We start from the raw sequence: 17,559 nt of genomic DNA on the forward strand, positions 1-17,559 counted from the left end.
ACGCCCGCTATGGTTGACAAACAACCAACTGTGGGGATAATGTCGCGTCCCGATCGGGCCCCAGGGCCTGTTAGTTACAGATTTATAGATTCCAGACAGGAGCAACCGGTGGCCAACTCACCTCAAGCGAAGAAACGCGCGCGCCAGAACGACAAGCGCCGCATGCACAACGCCAGTCTGCGCTCCATGGTGCGCACCTACATCAAGAAGGTAGTTGCGGCCATCGATGCCGGCGATGCGGAAAAAGCAAAAACTGCGTACGCAGAAGCAGTTCCCGTTATTGACCGTATGGCAGACAAAGGCATTATTCACAAAAATAAAGCCGCTCGTCATAAGAGCCGTCTGAACGCTCAGATCAAAGCTCTGGCCGCCTAATTCCTTAGGCAGCAGACACAAAAAAGCCCCGCACTGCGGGGCTTTTTTGTATTCGAAACTTGCCAATTCAGAGCAGGATCAGGTTATCGCGGTGAATCAATTCATCGTCATCCCGATACCCTAAAAGGTCGGCAAACTTCTCCGATGACTGCCCCAGAATCCGACCGCTCTCACTACTGTCATAATTGACCAGGCCCCGCGCTATCTCGCGACCTTCAGCATTCCTGCAAGACACCAGATCTCCGCGCCTGAAATGCCCTTCAACAGCGGTAACCCCCACCGGCAACAAACTGCTACCACTCCCAGTCATAGCTGCCTCGGCACCGGCATCCACTAACAGGGTTCCGCGCACCTGTAACTGTCCCGCGAGCCAGCGCTTACGCGCCGCCAGGGGGTCCGCCTCTGGCAGCAACAGGGTACCCAACTGCTCGCCGGCACAAACTTTATCTATCACCGCCTCCAGGGCGCCGCCAGCGATCACTGTGCGAGCTCCTGAGCGCGCTGCCAGCTGCGCTGCGCGCACCTTGGTGGTCATACCACCACGACCCAGACCGCTGCGGGAATCCCCCGCCATCTCGAGCAGCCTGGGATCAAGCGCAGATGCCTCACTAATTAATTCTGCTTCGAGGTTATCGCGGGGATCTTCAGTAAACAGCCCATCCGCATCGGTCAAAATCAGCAGCGCATCTGCCTCAACCAGATTTGCAACCAGGGCCGCCAGGGTATCGTTATCGCCGAAACGTATTTCGTCAGTCACTACCGTGTCATTTTCATTCACGATAGGCACAGCCCCCAGTGACAGGAGCGTGCGCAAGGTGCTGCGAGCATTCAGGTAGCGAGTGCGATTGGAAAGGTCATCGTGATCCAACAGGATCTGAGCGCTGCGAATATCAAAACGGCTAAAAGCCTGCTCATAGACCTGCACAAGGTGGCTCTGCCCCACAGCAGCAGCCGCCTGTAACTGGTGGATAGACTCGGGCCGGCGACACCAGCCCAACCGGTCCATTCCGGCCGCAACAGCACCGGATGAAACCAGAACAACTTCGATCCCTCGACGGCGCAAATCAGCCATCTGCGCAACCCAGGCAGAAATGGCAGCGGTATTCACACCTCGACCATTATCTGTCAGAAGGGCGCTACCAATTTTTACCACCCACCGCTGGGCCTTGGTCAACGCCTGCCGGGACACTGTTGCGGAGTCCATGTTTCCCCCTCAGGACAAGATAACTATTGAGCGAGCCAGGCTAACTCAGCTCGCTCCATGCCATTTAAGAGCGATACTCGACATCCACATCGTGGTCGTCGTCATCATCCCAATCCTCATCGTCATCCACCTGCCCCTTGGCAGCTTTGCGCTTGGCGCGATGACTCTCTCTCAACTCTTCAATTCGCTCGCGAGCTTCGCGCTGCATTTGACGCTGCGCTTCCAGCTCCGCCACAGCCAAGTCGGGATCTCGCTCTTCGATTTCCTGGCGCTCTTCCAGGTAGTCCATCAAGCGACCACCGAGGGCATCGGTACCCTCCTTCCGAATAGCTGCCACACGAAACACAGGTCCTTCCCAACCCAGGGCATCCACTACCGCCTGGCAGCGCTCTTCCAGCTCAGCAGCGGGAACCAGGTCGGTCTTATTCAATACCAACCAGCGTTCGCGCCCGGCCAGGGTAGGGCTAAAGGTGGACAGCTCGTGCTCAATGGCTCGGGCATTCTCTACCGGATCAGAGCCATCGAAGGGAGCCAGGTCAACCAGGTGCAACAAAACTCGACAGCGAGTTAAGTGCTTGAGGAAACGAATCCCCAGGCCCGCCCCTTCGGCTGCCCCCTCAATCAGGCCGGGAATATCTGCAATCACAAAGCTGCGATGCTTCTGAACCTGCACCACCCCCAAATTTGGTACCAGGGTAGTAAAGGGGTAGTTGGCCACTTTCGGTTTGGCCGCAGAGACGGCGCGAATAAACGTGGATTTGCCCGCATTGGGCAGCCCTAACATGCCCACATCTGCCAGAACCTTCAGCTCGAGCTTGAGACTGCGCATTTCACCCTCAGTGCCGTGTGTGGTCTGACGCGGCGCACGGTTAGTACTGGACTTGAATCGGGTATTACCCAGGCCGTGGAAGCCACCCTGGGCCACCAGCTGACGCTCACCGGCTTCGGTCATATCGCCGATAGTCTCGCCGGTATCCGCATCAATGATCGTGGTGCCCACCGGCACCTTAAGGACCAGGTCCTCACCCTTGGCGCCAGTGCAGTTGCGTCCTCGACCCGGCTGACCACTTTCAGCGGCGTAGCGGGGCTGGTAGCGGTAATCCACCAGGGTGTTCAGGGAATCATCAGCTTCCAGGTACACGGAGCCGCCATCGCCGCCGTCACCACCATCCGGGCCACCCTTCTCAACAAATTTTTCCCGGCGAAAGCTCAGGCAGCCATTGCCGCCCTTGCCTGCCTGCACAGAGATGGGCGCCTCATCGACAAACTTCATAATCACTCCACCGCCACAGCGGTTGTCTCATCCGGTGCGCAGATGCGCGCACTATCATCATACCAGCCGACAAGCCGCCTCCTGTGGGCAACTGCCACCCTAACTTCCCGTCGCGGTCTTTTTGCGACTTTTCCAACAAAAAAGCCCCGCAATAGCGGGGCTTTTTATGAAGCTTGGGCTAATGACCGCTTAAGCAGTTTCGATAGAAACGAACTTGCGGTTGTTGGGGCCCTTAACTTCAAACTTCACAACGCCGTCCGCAGTGGCGAACAGGGTGTGGTCTTTGCCCATACCAACGTTAACACCGGCGTGGAACTTGGTGCCACGCTGACGAACGATGATGTTGCCTGCTGCTACAGACTGGCCGCCAAAGCGCTTCACGCCCAGGCGTTTACTCTCGGAATCGCGACCATTTCGCGTACTACCGCCAGCTTTCTTATGTGCCATGAGTCGTTACTCCTCTCTTATGCCTTGATGCCAGTGATTTTAACTTCGGTGTACCACTGACGGTGGCCCTGGCGCTTCATGGAGTGCTTACGACGACGGAACTTGATGATTTTCACCTTCTCGCCGCGGCCGTGGCTTACCACTTCAGCAGTTACTTTAGCGCCATCTACAATAGGAGCGCCAATGCTGATCTTGTCGCCATCGACAACCATGAACACTTTATCAAAATCAATGGATTCGCCAGTTGCTACTTCCAGCTTCTCCAGGCGAAGTACTTCGCCTTCTTCTACACGGTGTTGCTTGCCACCGCTCTCAAAAACAGCGTACATATTTCTATGCTCCGGTAAGGACGACACGAAGCAGCGGGAGGACCAGTAAGTCACTGCTCCGCATTTCGGGAGCTTGCGCCGTGTGTTTAACATCTATTCGCCAAAAGGCCCGCAGACGACCCAATAGCCGCAAAGAGCCCGCAATTGGCGGGGCGCAGATTCTAATCAATTCGCCGGGTTGATACAATAGCGCCCCTTCGCCTTCCGGCCCCCGGGAGGCCTCTGTCTAGTCGTATAAGGAACTCTCACATGCTGCCTTTTCACCGGGTCGCCGCCGAAGACTTTGCTGCGGTTAACCAGCGCATTCTCGATCAACTGCACTCGGACGTTCCCCTGGTGGAAAATATAGGTCACTACCTGGTCGAAGCCGGGGGCAAGCGCCTGCGCCCACTACTGGTACTGCTTTGTGCCAAAGCTTGCGGCTATCAGGGTGAGAACCATATCGATCTCGCCACAATTATCGAGTTTATTCACACTGCTACCTTACTGCACGACGATGTTGTAGACACCTCTGACATGCGCCGCGGCCGCCTTACCGCCAATGCCAAGTGGGGCAATGCGCCCAGCGTACTCGTGGGAGATTTCCTCTATTCCCGCGCCTTCCAAATGATGGTTGCTCTGGAAGACATGAGCATCATGGCAATACTCTCAGAGACCACCAACACCATCGCAGAGGGTGAAGTACAGCAGCTGGTCAACGCCGGTGATCCCGCAGTAAGCGAAGAGAATTACTTCACCGTTATCCACAAAAAGACTGGCGCACTGTTTGAAGCCGCCTGTGAAACCGCTGCCGTATTAGCCAGCTGTTCCAGTAAAGAACAAACTGCACTGAAACTCTACGGCCGACACCTGGGACTCGCCTTCCAGCTGGTTGATGACGCTCTTGATTATCGCGGTAATTCGGAAGAACTGGGTAAAAATGTTGGGGATGACCTGGCGGAGGGCAAGCCGACCCTGCCCTTGATCTACACCATGGCCAACGGCAGCAAGGACCAGGCACTGCTAGTAAAAACTGCAATTGAACAGCGCAGTGCGGAAAAGCTCAGTGAAATAGTAGAGGCCATTGAAGCCTGCGGTGCTCTGGACTACACCATGGATCGTGCCCGGGCCGCTGTAGAAGACGCCAAAAAGCAATTGGCCTTTATGCCCGAGAGCGAACAAAAAACCGCCCTGCAGCAATTGGCGAGTTTTGCTATCGAGAGAAACGTCTAGAAGTAAATGCTGCTCGGGCTATATCGATAGCGCGGGCAGCGCCGCTACCTTAAGCACAATGCGAAGCAACGCTGTTCCCACCCCCTCGAACAGCTACCACCCCTGACCGGACTCCAAGATTTATTCGTATCTATTTTCCTCTGCCCCTTCAACATTAGGTACGATTGTTCCTCTTGTTATTTCAAGCGCCAACACCAATTCCTCAGGAGCAAAAATAACGAGAAAAATATAATTGGTATAGAGAGATCGGCACATGAGAAGCTCTACTGCGCTTTATCAGCTTAGAAATTACCCGGAAATGTTCTTAAAAAATAACCTAGTGAGAATTACCGGTACAAAAGATACTGGAGTCATGGATTATCAATTCGGGACCTACACCATGGGTATGGGCGCACCTGGTATCGATAGCCCCAATGAAATTTTTGCTTTCCACCGCCAAGGGGTCTTTATCGAAGATCCACAAACAATCAAAGTCCACCATATTCGCATGATCGATTGGGATGAAGACCTTGCCCTAGATCGCCTTGAGCCCTACCAAATGCGCAGCGGTGCCGACATTATGATTACCGGGCAACTCAGTGACTGCTGTTTCTGTATTGGCGGGCGCAATGCGAATATGCCAGCCGTTGCTCATGTTCGCCCAAGGAAAAAGCAGGGACTCAATGGCAAGGCCACACACAATGAAATTATCAATCGGGGAAAGTTCAGGTTTTTAGGTAACGTCACAAAATCCCTTGGGCGCTCAACCCTAAGGCCCCACCATCATCTCTACTCCGACTACGCCTATGTTATTGGAGTACGGGTTAAGAACCAGTGGCAAATCTTCGCTCAACACGTAAAGACTCCCAAAGGCCCCATCCAAGCTGTCACCCGACTCTTATAACTTTTTTAATAAAGCCAGATAAGTAACTTCAAGCACCCTCAAATCAAAAAGCCCCGCAGTTGCGGGGCTTTCTAATATTAAAAAACGAGTATTAACCGATAAGCTTAAGCAGCTCCTCTGTTTTCTCCCGCATTAATTCCTCACTTCCGCGGGATTCAACATTCAAGCGAACAACCGGTTCAGTATTTGACATACGCAAATTAAAACGCCACTCGGGGTAAACGATACTCAACCCATCCACGTGCTCAACGCTGTCAGCTGCAGGTCCATACTTTTCCTCTGCCGCCTTTAACAGTGCTGCAGCATCCTGAACCTTAGAGTTAATCTCCCCCGAACAGGGGAAAGCAGCCATGCGCTCACCAACAAGCTGTGACAGCGATTTACCACTGCGACTTACCAACTCAGCAACCAATAACCATGGAATCATACCGCTATCGCAGTAGGCAAAATCCCGGAAATAATGATGCGCACTCATTTCACCGCCATAAATGGCATCTTCCTTGCGCATGCGCTCTTTAATAAAGGCATGGCCGGTTTTACTCTGTACCGGCTCTCCACCAGCAGCGCGGACAATATCCTCGGTATTCCAGAGCAGGCGTGGATCATGAACAACTTTGGCACCGTTGTTTTTTGCCAGGAAAGCTTCTGCCAGCAAGCCAACAACATAGTAACCTTCAATAAAATCACCACTTTCATCGAAGAAAAAGCAGCGATCAAAATCACCATCCCAGGCTATACCAAAATCAGCACCGCTTGCCCGCACTGCCTCGGCAGTAGAATTGCGGTTTTCTGGCAAAATTGGGTTGGGAATACCGTTGGGAAAGTTGCCATCGGGCTCGTGGTGAACTCGCACAAACTCAAACGGCAGGTGTGGAGCCAGCGCATCAACAACCGCCCCCGCACCACCATTACCCGCATTAACCACCAATTTTAATGGTTTCAATGCAGTATTATCGATATACCCCAATAAGTGCTGCACAAAATCAGCGCGGTGTTCAAAGCGCTGCAAAGTACCTCTTTGCTCAACCGGAGCAAAGTTGTTTTCTTCTGCCAAGCGCTTGATATCCAGTAGACCGGTATCACCACTGATTGGACTACTACCTGCACGGACAAACTTCATGCCGTTGTAGTCCATAGGATTGTGACTAGCAGTAACACAAATACCGCCGTCAAAGTCCCCGTGGAAATTGGCAAAGTAGACCTCTTCTGTACCGCACTCGCCGATATGGAAAACATCGGCACCCGCATCTCGTAATCCATTGACCAGCGCATCAGTTAACTCACCACTGGTAAGCCGAATATCATGCCCAACAACTACTCGACGAGCATTCAGGAACTGGGCAAAGGCACGCCCCACTCGATATGCAACATCGATATTAAGTTCATCGGGAACACGGCCGCGAAGATCATAAGCCTTAAAGCAAGTCAGCTCACTCACTTAGCCTTCTCCTTAGCAACCTGCTCCGGCAAGTAGACATTTTCGTAAACGTGGTTGGTTGCATCGATAAAGCCTTCTACAGAACCACAGTCAAAGCGTCGACCTTTGAAGGCATAGGCTAATACGCAGCCCTGCTGAGCTTGCGCCATCAGCGCATCGGTAATTTGAACCTCACCATTTTTGCCTGGAGGAGTATCACGGATCAGATCAAAGATATCCGGTGTCAGGATATAACGACCAATAATCGCCATATTACTGGGGGCATCTTCCGCTGCAGGCTTCTCCACCATATCGGTAACTTGGTAAAGCCCAGGCTTAATCTCATTGCCACCGATCACACCAAATTTATGGATCTGCTCTTTCGGGACTTCCTCTACCGCAACAATACTGCAGCGGAATTGCTTATATAGCTGAACCATTTGCCCCAAAACGCCCAAATCTTCATTCAGACACAGGTCGTCAGCTAACACAACCGCAAACGGCTCATCACCAATCAGGCGATGGCCTTGTAAAATGGCATCACCCAGACCTCTCATTTCACCCTGGCGTGTATAAGAAAAGCTCGCCCTATCGATCACTTTACGCACTGAGTCCAGGTAACGTTCTTTGCCGGTACCGGCGATCTGGTGTTCCAACTCAAAGTTGGTATCAAAGTGATCCTCTATCGCGCGCTTGCCTCGCCCTGTCACAAAACCGATCTCCGTCAGCCCTGCCTCTATAGCTTCCTCAACGCCATATTGAACCAGTGGTTTATTCACCAATGGCAACATCTCTTTCGGCATTGCCTTAGTGGCAGGAAGAAAACGAGTGCCGTAACCGGCAACAGGAAATAGGCATTTCTTGAGCATTCTGCCCCCTAATCAATTCAAAACGGCGCACCCCTGCGCAGACCCGGCAACTTATCATAGCCTCGCGACAGGAGCACTTACACTCGATAACGTTAAACTTGGCTCATAGTGTGAATTCCCCGAGGACAAGTACTGAAACTAAACAAATATATTAGGGATTTAATACGCTAAATCAGCAGTATTTGTGAAGACAATTCTCGCGCCAGTCACAAAAAGCGACTTGACCGACTGGACAAGCGACACAGACCCCTTAGAATGCCCGCTCTTGCAAAAGTGTCCAATCTCAATTGCATAACCACCCACTAACGGGGAAATGATGAGTAATTTTGTACAAAAAAGTGAGTATACCAGAGAGGAGCTCCTGACTTGCTCCCGCGGTGAGATGTTCGGCCCAGGCAACGCCCAGTTGCCGGCTCCCAATATGTTGATGCTCGATCGTATCACCCATATATCCAAGGAAGGTGGTGCTTTCGGCAAGGGAGAGCTGATCGCTGAGCTCGACATTCACCCCGACCTATGGTTCTTCGACTGCCATTTCCCCGGCGATCCCGTAATGCCTGGATGCCTGGGCTTGGACGCTATGTGGCAGCTGCTGGGCTATTTCCTTGCCTGGAAAGGCAACCCCGGCCGCGGCCGCGCACTGGGCTGTGGTGAAGTTAAATTTACAGGCCAGATCCTCCCCACCAGCAAGAAGGTGACTTACCATATCCAGATGAGCCGGATTGTTGAGCGCAGGCTTGTTATGGGTATTGGCGACGGCAGTGTCTCTGTGGATGGAAGAGAAATTTACACAGCAAAGGATCTTCGCGTAGGCTTATTTACCCGTACGGACAATTTTTAAACTCGTTTAAGACTAATACCGGTAGAAACCATCAGTCCTCTGCCGACAAGCTATGCTGGAGATCACTATGCGTCGGGTCGTCATTACCGGAATGGGTATCACTTCCTGTATCGGTACCAACACTAAAGAAGTCACCGAGTCACTGAAAACTGGTCGAAGCGGCATCCGCTTCCAAGAAGAGTATAAGGAGCTCGGCCTGCGCAGCCATGTGGCTGGGCCTGTGGACATCGATTTCAAAGAGCATATCGATCGCAAGCAACTTCGCTTTATGGGCGACGCTGCAGCCTATGCGTACATTGCCATGCGTGAGGCAATCGAGATGTCGGGCCTGCAGGAGGCGCAGATATCTAATCCGCGCACGGGTATCGTGATGGGCTCTGGCGGCACATCCACTCAGCAGATTATTGACGCTGCACATACTCTGAAGGAAAAAGGTGTTCGCCGTGTAGGCGCCTACCGCGTGCCCCAGGTAATGAACAGTACCGTTTCCGCATGCTTAGCCACTCCATTCAAAATCAAAGGGGTGAACTACAGTATTTCCTCCGCTTGCGCTACCAGTGCCCACTGTATAGGAAACGGAGCTGAGCTTATCCAGATGGGTAAGCAGGATGTAGTGTTTGCTGGCGGTGGTGAGGAACTAGCCTGGAGTTTGACTCACTTGTTTGACGCTATGGGCGCCCTCTCAAGCAAATATAACGATACTCCGACAAAAGCATCACGCCCCTACGATGCCGATCGCGATGGCTTTGTGATCGCCGGTGGTGGTGGCTGTCTGGTGCTCGAAGAAATGGAACACGCCGTGGCTCGCGGTGCGACCATCTATGCGGAGCTGACCGGTTACGGCGCAACTTCCGATGGTTACGATATGGTTGCCCCAAGCGGTGAAGGCGCCACCCGCTGCATGCAGCAGGCTCTGGCCGGAATGGACGGCAAAGGCCTGCAGGGTAGCGTGGATTATATCAATACCCACGGCACCTCTACGCCTGTAGGCGATGTCGCCGAATTGAAGGCCATGCGCGAAGTCTTCGGGGATACAGTTCCGGCATTCGCCTCTACCAAATCTCTGACAGGCCACTCTCTGGGAGCTGCAGGGGTTCAGGAGGCCATTTATAGCCTGCTGATGATGCAGAATAACTTTATTGCTGCATCAGCTAATGTAGAGAACCTCGACCCCGCTGCGGAAGGCATGGACCTTGTCCGCCAGCTGCGTGAGACTGAAGTCAAACGGGCTATGTCCAATAGCTTTGGCTTTGGCGGAACTAATGCTTGCCTGATATTCGATAAAATCTAATCGAAATAAAAAGGGCGCCGCGAGGCGCCCTTTTTATTGACTGCACAACAGAAACCAAACTATTCCGGAGTCGCGTGTAAGCGCTCCAACCACAGCTCAACCTGGCGTGTCAGTCCCTGTCTCCAGCTCCGCTGCTGAACACCAAAGACATCCCGCAGCTTGCCACATGAAAGTACTATGCTGCGATCCCGCTTCTCAGCCTCATCCCCTAATGAAGTAAATTGCGCAAAGCGCTCTTCATCGTAAAAAGCCTGGGCGCGCTCGACCACCTCCAGGGCAAACTCCATCGCTGTGCAGCTATCAGAACTACCGTAGTGGTAAACGCCTCCTGCCTTGGCCCCGCTAGCGAGCTGCTGGGCAACCGCCACTGCGACACGAGCCATATCCACCACTGTCACCGGGTTACCGTTGTTCCTTCCATCCAGGGCTAAAGGCTCCCCAGACACAAAGTTGCGTAAAATACGCCCTAACAAGGCATCCTGACCACTATCCACCATCCAGCCAAAACGCAAAATCGTCAGGTTTTGCAGCCCATTAAAGGCATCTTCGCAGGCCAGCCATTCGCGCCCACTCAAGGACTGTGGTTCTGCGGGCTCATCTTCGTCATAGCGGCGGCGCTCACCGCCAGAAAAAACTTGGTAGGATGAGAGATGAATAATATGTTCACAGGGTGCAGCACAAAGCCGCTTACTCACCAGCAGTGACTCCGGCATGCCTCGATTGTCGGCACAGGCGGAGGCATTAATCACAATTGAGCCCGGTCTCAATTGATCGATTTCCCCGGGGGTCAACTGCTGTATGCGAAAGCCTGCGCGCTGCAGTCTTTTTTGCAGCGCACCATCAATCTCATTACCTGCTGTGATAATGGCGACGGTATCCGGCATATAACCTGTATTCAATTCAGACACTGGTAAATCCAGTTCTTAGAACGGGATATCGTCATCAAAGCTATTATCGAAACCACCGGCAGGACCCTGGTTCGGCTGTTGCTGGGGCTGCTGGTTAGCTGGTGCCATCGGTGAGGGAGCGGTACGCCCCTGCCCGTATGCCTCCTGGCCGCCCTGCTGCTGGTAGCCACCCTGGAAACCGCCGCCCTGTTGGTCAAAACCGCTGGAACCACCCATCGGCTGGCCGCCACCCATTTGACCACCTGCGGCTGCACCCATTCCAGCGCCACCCATACTCTGACCAAAGCCGCCCTGCTCACCGCGACCGTCCAGCATCTGCATTTCGCTGGCAACGATTTCAGTGGTGTAGCGGTCCTGGCCGGAATTCTTATCCTGCCACTTACGGGTGCGTAGAGAGCCCTCTACATAAACTTTGGCCCCCTTGCGCAGGTACTCACCGGCGATCTCAGCCAGGCGGTTAAAAAATACTACGCGATGCCACTCAGTGCGCTCCTGCTGCTGGCCAGTCTGCTTGTCTTTCCAGCTCTCACTGGTAGCCAGGCTGATGTTGGTAACAGCACCGCCACTCGGCATATATTTGGTTTCCGGGTCATTCCCCAGATTACCGATCAGAATTACTTTATTAATACCCCTGGCCATGGCCCTCTCCTCTCGTCAACCCGGGCTCCACCCGGGGCAATAAACTATTTAAACAATCAATTAATCTATCAAGTGTTATGAAATACCGTCAGTGTTGCATTGCAACATCGGTAAATATTGTATTTTTATCCAGTAGGATACAATAGCGGCTCAATGTTAGTAAGCGCTACCTTCACGCTCTCTCGCGCAAACCCCACCACAGCAACATCCATAGCAGCAGCACCACCAAACCCAGAGCAGCAACTGCGGAAGCGCCCCCCAGACCGAACAGCAGGCCACCCAGGCTACCGCCGACAAAGGTGCCAAAGAACTGTAAAGTCGCGTAGAGCCCCGTAGCTGCGCCCCTCGCTTCCGCCGGAGCCTTCCTGGTTAGCTGCGCCGGCAGCAGGGCTTCAAGCAGGTTGAAACCGGTGAAGAACACTGCCAGCAAGACTACCAGCATCCAGGTGCTTACAGACAACAAGGCCGCACTGCCACCGATCAAAGCTAAACAAGCAAAATTAAGCGCAAAAGGCACCCGATCACTTTTCTCTGCCGCCCTCATCATTGGCAACATCAGCAGGAAGGTGCCGAGCATGAGTGGTCCATACAATTTCCAGTGCTCGCTCGCCGGCCAATCCAATCTATCGACTAGCACCAATGGCAGGGCGACGAACAATGCAGTGAGCAACAAGTGGGAGAAAAAGGCCCCAGAAACCAAGCGCCAAACAAGACCGCTTTTAACTACCGTACGAAAACCACTACCATAAACTGCCGGCCGCTTAGCCGCCCCCGGAGTTGGCACCAAGCGCCAAACCAATAATCCACCCAGCAGTGCTAATCCAGCAGTGACCCAGAAAATTGCCGGCAAGCCGCCCACACCGGCCAGCGCCGGCCCCAGGATCACCGCCAGCATAAATGCGACACCAATAGACGCTCCGATAATCGCCATCGCAATACCGCGCTTTTCATCGCGGGTTAAGTCGGCGACCAGCGCCATCACAGCCGCGGCAATGGCACCACAACCCTGCAGTACCCGCCCCACAATAAGGCCGTAAACCGAATCCGTCAGTGCAGCGATGACACTGCCCAGGGCAAACAGTGCAAGGCCGGTATAAATAACCGGCTTGCGCCCCCAGCGATCGGACAGGAGCCCCAGAGGAATTTGGAGTACCGCCTGACTCAAGCCATAGGCACCCATTGCCAGCCCCAGCAGCATCGGCGTGCTATCGCGATAGCCCTCGCCGTACACAGTGAGAACCGGCAAGACCATAAACAGGCCCAGCATACGAAAGACATACAGGGAAGCCAGCCCACCCAGGGCGCGGCGCTCAATGGAATTCATGCAAATCCCGGAACAGCATCAAATAGGGCGCGCATTGTACAGTGAGCCGCCTCCCGGCTGTAGGGGAAACAGCACAACTTTTATCCACAACTAGTTACGACCGTACTCATCATCGAGGCGGACAATGTCATCCTCCCCGAGATAACTGCCGGATTGCACCTCGATCAGCTCCAAGGGAATCGTACCGGGGTTCTCCAAACGGTGGACCACCCCCAGGGGGATATAAGTCGATTGGTTCTCGGTGATCAGGACCTCTTCTTCACCCCGGGTAACCTTCGCAGTTCCCTGCACCACAACCCAGTGTTCAGCGCGATGGTGATGCATCTGCAGGGATAGCTGCTGGCCCGGCTTCACCACAATACGCTTCACCTGAAAGCGTGGACCCGCATCAATCGAGTCGTAGTAGCCCCAGGGCCTATATACTTTGCGGTGCCTTTGGGCCTCACTGCGGCCAGTGCTCTTGAGGTTATTGACCAGTTTTTTGACTTCCTGGACCCGTTGCCGGTCAGCGATCAGAAGCGCGTCATCAGTATCGACAACCACCAGGTCGGATACACCGAGAAGGCTGACCAAGCGGCTCTCACCACGCACCAGGCAGCGCTGGGAGTCTTCTTGCAATACATCACCCTGGAGCAAATTGTCATTGGCATCGCGTTTTGCCAACTCCCACAGCCCCTGCCAGGAGCCCACATCGCTCCAACCCGCATCCATAGGTACAACTGCCGCGGATTCCGTCGGCTCCATTACTGCATAATCCACAGACTCGTCTGCGCAGGCTGCAAAAGCCTCTCTATCCACCCGGGTAAAATCCAGATCCCTCGCGGCACTCTTATAGGCACTGCGGCAGGCTGTGAGAATATCTGCACGGTAGCGCTCCAACTCCTCCAGATAGCGGGAAGCGCGGAACAGGAACATGCCACTGTTCCAGGAGTAATCCCCGGAGGCCAGGTAAGCTTCAGCGGTTTCAGTGTCCGGCTTTTCGACGAACTCCGCCACTTTCCAAGCAGTTTCCGCCAATTTATCCCCGCGCCGAATGTAGCCGTAGCCGGTCTCCGCCCGGGTCGGCACAATACCAAAGGTGACCAGATGCCCCTGCTCAGCCAGGGCTCGGGCCGACTCTACAGACTCCTGAAAATTTACCTCGTCGGAAACGGCGTGGTCTGCCGGTAATACCAGCAGTAAAGGGTCAGCTCCTGACTCCAGTGCTGCCAGGGCAGCCAGGGCAATAGCCGGTGCAGTATTGCGCGCGCAGGGCTCCAGTAAAATGGACTGGGCTCCGTGGCCGATTTCCTGCAATTGCTCGGCGGCGGCAAAACGATGCTCTTCGTTGCATACCAGGATCGGCGTCTGTAATGGCTCAATGCCCTCCAGGCGCCTTACGGTTGCCTGTAACATCGTTTCACCACCGATAAGGGGTAGGAACTGTTTGGGGTAGGCCTCGCGAGAGAGTGGCCACAGGCGCGAGCCGGTGCCACCACAGAGAATCACAGGAATCATCGAATGCTATCTGCCTGAATGTCGGGTATTGCGAAAGACAATTTTCGCACATCAGGTGGCGAGTTTATACTTGACTGTTTTTCCGGCACCGCAGTTGTGATCGCCCCGCGCGGAGCAAGTCCGAGGCCCGGCCCAGTATTAGCAGCATATAGGTAGAGCGTGGACACGATTTATGTAAGGGGTGCTCGCACCCACAACCTGAAGAATATCGATCTGGACATTCCCCGCGATAAACTGATCGTTATCACCGGCCTGTCCGGTTCCGGCAAATCTTCCCTGGCCTTTGACACCCTCTACGCAGAGGGGCAGCGCCGCTACGTGGAATCACTCTCCACCTACGCCCGTCAATTCCTGTCGATGATGGAAAAGCCGGATGTGGATACCGTCGAGGGGCTATCACCGGCTATTTCAATCGAGCAGAAGTCCACCTCTCACAACCCCCGCTCCACTGTCGGCACCATCACAGAGATCTATGACTACCTGCGGCTGCTGTTTGCCCGGGTTGGAGAACCCCGCTGCCCCGAGCACGACGAACCCCTGCAAGCCCAGACGATCAGCCAGATGGTGGATCAGGTACTGGCTTTACCGGAAGGCAGCAAGATTATGTTGCTGGCGCCGGTAGTTCGCGATCGAAAGGGTGAGCACCAGCACGTATTTGAACAATTGCGCCGGGACGGATTTGTGCGGGCACGGATCGACGGAGTTATCTGTGACCTGGACGACACCCCCAAGCTGGATAAGCGCCGCAAGCACACCATTGAGGTGGTGGTAGACCGCTTTAAGGTGCGTGAGGACCTGCAACTGCGTTTGGCGGAATCCTTCGAAACTGCCCTGAATCTCACCGACGGTATCGCCTCCATCAGTTTTATGGATGGAGACCAGGAAGATCGCCTCTTCTCTGCCCGCCACGCCTGCCCCGTCTGTGACTACTCACTGGATGAGCTGGAACCCCGCCTATTCTCCTTCAACAACCCTGCGGGCGCCTGCCCCAGCTGTGACGGCCTGGGCGTCAAGCAGTTCTTCGATGAAGACAAGGTAATTATCGATTCGGAAAGCAGTATTTCCGAAGGCGCCATTCGCGGTTGGGACAGACGCAACATTTACTATTACCACATGCTCGACTCCCTCGCCGAGCACTACGGTTTCGATCTGGATAAGCCCTGGAAAAAATTACGCAAAGCCCACCGCAAGGTTATCCTGCAGGGCAGTGGCGACGAAGAGATAGACTTCAGCTACGTCAATGATCGCGGCGATGTCACCGTGCGCCAGCACACCTTCGAGGGCATTATCCCCAACTTCCAACGCCGCTATCGGGATACCGAGTCCCAATCGGTACGGGAGGAGTTAGCCAAGTATCTGAGTACACAAAAATGCCCAGAGTGCCACGGTACCCGCCTGCGCCGCGAGGCCCGTCATGTCTTTGTGGATAACCGCACCCTGGCGCAAATTACTGAGCTGCCTGTAGGCGATGCGTTCGAGTATTTCGACCATGAGCTGGCTTTTAAAGGCGCCCAGAAAGAGATTGCCGATAAGATTCTCAAAGAGCTGCGCGATCGATTCCGCTTCCTCGTCGATGTCGGCCTGAATTACCTGACCCTAAACCGCAGTGCAGAAACCCTCTCCGGCGGCGAAGCGCAGCGCATTCGCCTCGCCAGCCAGATCGGCGCCGGCCTCGTGGGCGTAATGTATATTCTCGACGAGCCCTCTATCGGCCTACACCAGCGGGACAACGAGCGCCTGCTCAACACCCTTACCCACCTGCGCGATATCGGCAATACGGTTATTGTGGTGGAGCACGATGAGGATGCCATTCGCAGTGCTGACTTTATTGTCGATATTGGCCCCGGTGCCGGTGTCCATGGCGGAGAGGTCGTGGCAGCGGGCACCGCCGATAAAATTACCAAATGTAAGAAGTCCCTAACCGGTCAGTACCTCTCCGGCAAAAAGAAAATTGCCGTACCGGAAGAGCGCTACGTACCCGACCCGGACTATTTGTTGCGTCTCGAAGGCGCCAGTGGAAATAATTTACAGGACGTCGATCTGAAAATCCCAGTAGGATTATTTACCTGTGTAACCGGTGTATCGGGCTCTGGTAAGTCCACCCTGATCAATACAACCCTCTATCCACTTGCCGCCACTGCACTTAACAAAGCAACAACCCTTAAGGCCTCCCCCTATAAAGAGGTGCACGGCCTGGAGCACTTCGACAAATGCGTGGATATTGATCAGAGTCCTATCGGGCGCACTCCTCGCTCAAATCCGGCAACTTATACCGGTATTTTTACCCCAATTCGCGACTTGTTTGCCGGCACCCAGGAAGCCCGCTCACGGGGCTATAAACCCGGGCGCTTCAGCTTTAACGTCAAGGGTGGGCGTTGTGAAGCCTGCCAGGGCGACGGGGTGATTAAGGTAGAAATGCACTTTTTGCCGGATGTCTATGTACCCTGTGATACCTGCCACGGCAAGCGCTACAACCGCGAGACCCTGGAGGTACACTACAAGGGCAAAAATATCCACGAAGTATTGGAAATGACCGTGGAAGATGCACGGGAATTCTTTGACCCTGTGCCCGCAATCGCGAAGAAGTTGCAAACCCTAATGGATGTCGGCCTCTCATATATCAAGCTGGGCCAGGCTGCCACCACTCTCTCAGGTGGTGAAGCCCAACGGGTAAAACTCTCCCGCGAGCTATCCAAACGAGACACTGGGCAAACCCTGTACATCCTCGACGAACCGACTACCGGCCTGCACTTTGCCGATATCCAATTACTGCTGGATGTTCTGCATCGCCTGCGCGATCACGGCAATACCATCGTAGTGATCGAACACAATCTGGACGTGATCAAAACTGCAGACTGGATTATAGACCTTGGCCCGGAGGGTGGCTCTGGCGGCGGGCAAATTATTGCCACGGGGACACCTGAGGATGTTGCAGAAATGGACATTTCCCATACCGGGCGCTTTCTAAAAACCATGCTGAACTAATTGAATAGGAAAGGATGCCAATCTATAGATCGGCATCCTTTCTTGCTCAATTCACTTAAAAATAA

16 protein-coding genes are annotated in these 17,559 nt (G+C 54.1%); 6 read left to right on the forward strand and 10 right to left on the reverse strand.

All coding sequences use genetic code 11. The annotated features are described in order from the left end of the window. Window positions 1-108 precede the first annotated feature (108 nt). Window positions 109-375: a 30S ribosomal protein S20 gene (gene rpsT, locus ACJJIS_RS19005; protein ID WP_108731693.1), complete on the forward strand. Its 267-nt coding sequence runs from the start codon at window positions 109-111 to the stop codon at window positions 373-375. Between the two features lie 67 nt (window positions 376-442). On the opposite strand, the gene proB is transcribed toward rpsT, so the two are convergent. The 4 genes from proB to rplU form a co-directional block, all read right to left on the reverse strand. After that, the gene (proB, locus tag ACJJIS_RS19010) at window positions 443-1,579 is read right to left on the reverse strand and encodes a glutamate 5-kinase (RefSeq protein ID WP_475708826.1); all 1,137 of its coding nucleotides are present in this window, start codon (window positions 1,577-1,579) and stop codon (window positions 443-445) included. 64 nt (window positions 1,580-1,643) lie between these two features. Next, a complete protein-coding gene (gene cgtA, locus ACJJIS_RS19015; RefSeq protein ID WP_444912069.1) occupies window positions 1,644-2,852 on the reverse strand; it encodes an Obg family GTPase CgtA in 1,209 nt (402 codons plus the stop codon). Window positions 2,853-3,041: 189 nt separating this feature from the next. After that, window positions 3,042-3,299, reverse strand: a complete 258-nt coding sequence (rpmA, locus tag ACJJIS_RS19020) for a 50S ribosomal protein L27 (protein ID WP_073277572.1) — start codon at window positions 3,297-3,299, stop codon at window positions 3,042-3,044. A gap of 17 nt (window positions 3,300-3,316) precedes the next feature. Then, the gene (gene rplU, locus ACJJIS_RS19025) at window positions 3,317-3,628 is read right to left on the reverse strand and encodes a 50S ribosomal protein L21 (RefSeq protein ID WP_444936710.1); all 312 of its coding nucleotides are present in this window, start codon (window positions 3,626-3,628) and stop codon (window positions 3,317-3,319) included. Between the two features lie 249 nt (window positions 3,629-3,877). Between rplU and ispB the strand changes: the two genes are divergently transcribed. Both ispB and ACJJIS_RS19035 read left to right on the forward strand, forming a co-directional pair. After that, window positions 3,878-4,840, forward strand: a complete 963-nt coding sequence (gene ispB / locus ACJJIS_RS19030; RefSeq protein ID WP_475708827.1) for an octaprenyl diphosphate synthase — start codon at window positions 3,878-3,880, stop codon at window positions 4,838-4,840. Between the two features lie 253 nt (window positions 4,841-5,093). Then, window positions 5,094-5,723 carry a hypothetical protein gene (locus tag ACJJIS_RS19035; RefSeq protein WP_444959286.1) on the forward strand — a complete coding sequence of 210 codons (630 nt, stop codon included), beginning with the start codon at window positions 5,094-5,096 and terminating at the stop codon, window positions 5,721-5,723. A 91-nt stretch (window positions 5,724-5,814) separates the two neighbouring features. On the opposite strand, the gene ACJJIS_RS19040 is transcribed toward ACJJIS_RS19035, so the two are convergent. After that, window positions 5,815-7,161, reverse strand: coding sequence for a phosphohexomutase domain-containing protein (locus ACJJIS_RS19040; protein WP_475708828.1), 1,347 nt, complete (start codon window positions 7,159-7,161; stop codon window positions 5,815-5,817). Beyond that, window positions 7,158-8,009 (reverse strand): UTP--glucose-1-phosphate uridylyltransferase GalU, encoded by an 852-nt coding sequence (gene galU, locus ACJJIS_RS19045; protein WP_475708829.1) that lies wholly within the window; start codon window positions 8,007-8,009, stop codon window positions 7,158-7,160. Before galU ends, ACJJIS_RS19040 begins: the two co-directional genes overlap by 4 nt. Before the next feature lie 316 nt (window positions 8,010-8,325). Here galU and fabA point away from each other — a divergent pair, with 316 nt between their 5' ends. Then, window positions 8,326-8,850, forward strand: coding sequence for a 3-hydroxyacyl-[acyl-carrier-protein] dehydratase FabA (fabA, locus tag ACJJIS_RS19050; protein ID WP_108731685.1), 525 nt, complete (start codon window positions 8,326-8,328; stop codon window positions 8,848-8,850). Between the two features lie 67 nt (window positions 8,851-8,917). Further along, window positions 8,918-10,141: a beta-ketoacyl-ACP synthase I gene (gene fabB / locus ACJJIS_RS19055; protein WP_444914823.1), complete on the forward strand. Its 1,224-nt coding sequence runs from the start codon at window positions 8,918-8,920 to the stop codon at window positions 10,139-10,141. A gap of 59 nt (window positions 10,142-10,200) precedes the next feature. Here the strand turns inward: fabB and ACJJIS_RS19060 are convergent, their stop codons facing one another. The 4 genes from ACJJIS_RS19060 to ACJJIS_RS19075 form a co-directional block, all read right to left on the reverse strand. After that, window positions 10,201-11,049 (reverse strand): sugar nucleotide-binding protein, encoded by an 849-nt coding sequence (locus tag ACJJIS_RS19060; protein ID WP_444959284.1) that lies wholly within the window; start codon window positions 11,047-11,049, stop codon window positions 10,201-10,203. Window positions 11,050-11,064: 15 nt separating this feature from the next. Next, window positions 11,065-11,688: a single-stranded DNA-binding protein gene (gene ssb / locus ACJJIS_RS19065; RefSeq protein WP_475708830.1), complete on the reverse strand. Its 624-nt coding sequence runs from the start codon at window positions 11,686-11,688 to the stop codon at window positions 11,065-11,067. A 172-nt stretch (window positions 11,689-11,860) separates the two neighbouring features. Further along, on the reverse strand, window positions 11,861-13,012 hold the full coding sequence (locus tag ACJJIS_RS19070; RefSeq protein WP_444959283.1) for an MFS transporter: 1,152 nt from the start codon (window positions 13,010-13,012) through the stop codon (window positions 11,861-11,863). 90 nt (window positions 13,013-13,102) lie between these two features. Then, window positions 13,103-14,509, reverse strand: coding sequence for a mannose-1-phosphate guanylyltransferase/mannose-6-phosphate isomerase (locus ACJJIS_RS19075; protein WP_475708831.1), 1,407 nt, complete (start codon window positions 14,507-14,509; stop codon window positions 13,103-13,105). A gap of 159 nt (window positions 14,510-14,668) precedes the next feature. Here ACJJIS_RS19075 and uvrA point away from each other — a divergent pair, with 159 nt between their 5' ends. Continuing rightward, complete coding sequence (gene uvrA, locus ACJJIS_RS19080) at window positions 14,669-17,494, forward strand: excinuclease ABC subunit UvrA (RefSeq protein WP_475708832.1); 2,826 nt, start codon at window positions 14,669-14,671, stop codon at window positions 17,492-17,494. Window positions 17,495-17,559 lie beyond the last annotated feature (65 nt).

The organism is Microbulbifer maximicatervae (SeqCode), from assembly GCF_056231245.1.

Bases quoted from the DNA above. Each gene is read 5' to 3' on its own strand.
- fabA (WP_108731685.1), top strand. From the start codon at position 8,326: ATGAGTAATTTTGTACAAAAAAGTGAGTATACCAGAGAGGAGCTCCTG.
- ACJJIS_RS19070 (WP_444959283.1), bottom strand. From the start codon at position 13,012: ATGAATTCCATTGAGCGCCGCGCCCTGGGTGGGCTGGCTTCCCTGTAT.
- cgtA (WP_444912069.1), bottom strand. From the start codon at position 2,852: ATGAAGTTTGTCGATGAGGCGCCCATCTCTGTGCAGGCAGGCAAGGGC.
- ssb (WP_475708830.1), bottom strand. From the start codon at position 11,688: ATGGCCAGGGGTATTAATAAAGTAATTCTGATCGGTAATCTGGGGAAT.
- ispB (WP_475708827.1), top strand. From the start codon at position 3,878: ATGCTGCCTTTTCACCGGGTCGCCGCCGAAGACTTTGCTGCGGTTAAC.
- rplU (WP_444936710.1), bottom strand. From the start codon at position 3,628: ATGTACGCTGTTTTTGAGAGCGGTGGCAAGCAACACCGTGTAGAAGAA.
- ACJJIS_RS19035 (WP_444959286.1), top strand. From the start codon at position 5,094: ATGAGAAGCTCTACTGCGCTTTATCAGCTTAGAAATTACCCGGAAATG.
- proB (WP_475708826.1), bottom strand. From the start codon at position 1,579: ATGGACTCCGCAACAGTGTCCCGGCAGGCGTTGACCAAGGCCCAGCGG.
- ACJJIS_RS19075 (WP_475708831.1), bottom strand. From the start codon at position 14,509: ATGATTCCTGTGATTCTCTGTGGTGGCACCGGCTCGCGCCTGTGGCCA.
- rpmA (WP_073277572.1), bottom strand. From the start codon at position 3,299: ATGGCACATAAGAAAGCTGGCGGTAGTACGCGAAATGGTCGCGATTCC.
- galU (WP_475708829.1), bottom strand. From the start codon at position 8,009: ATGCTCAAGAAATGCCTATTTCCTGTTGCCGGTTACGGCACTCGTTTT.
- fabB (WP_444914823.1), top strand. From the start codon at position 8,918: ATGCGTCGGGTCGTCATTACCGGAATGGGTATCACTTCCTGTATCGGT.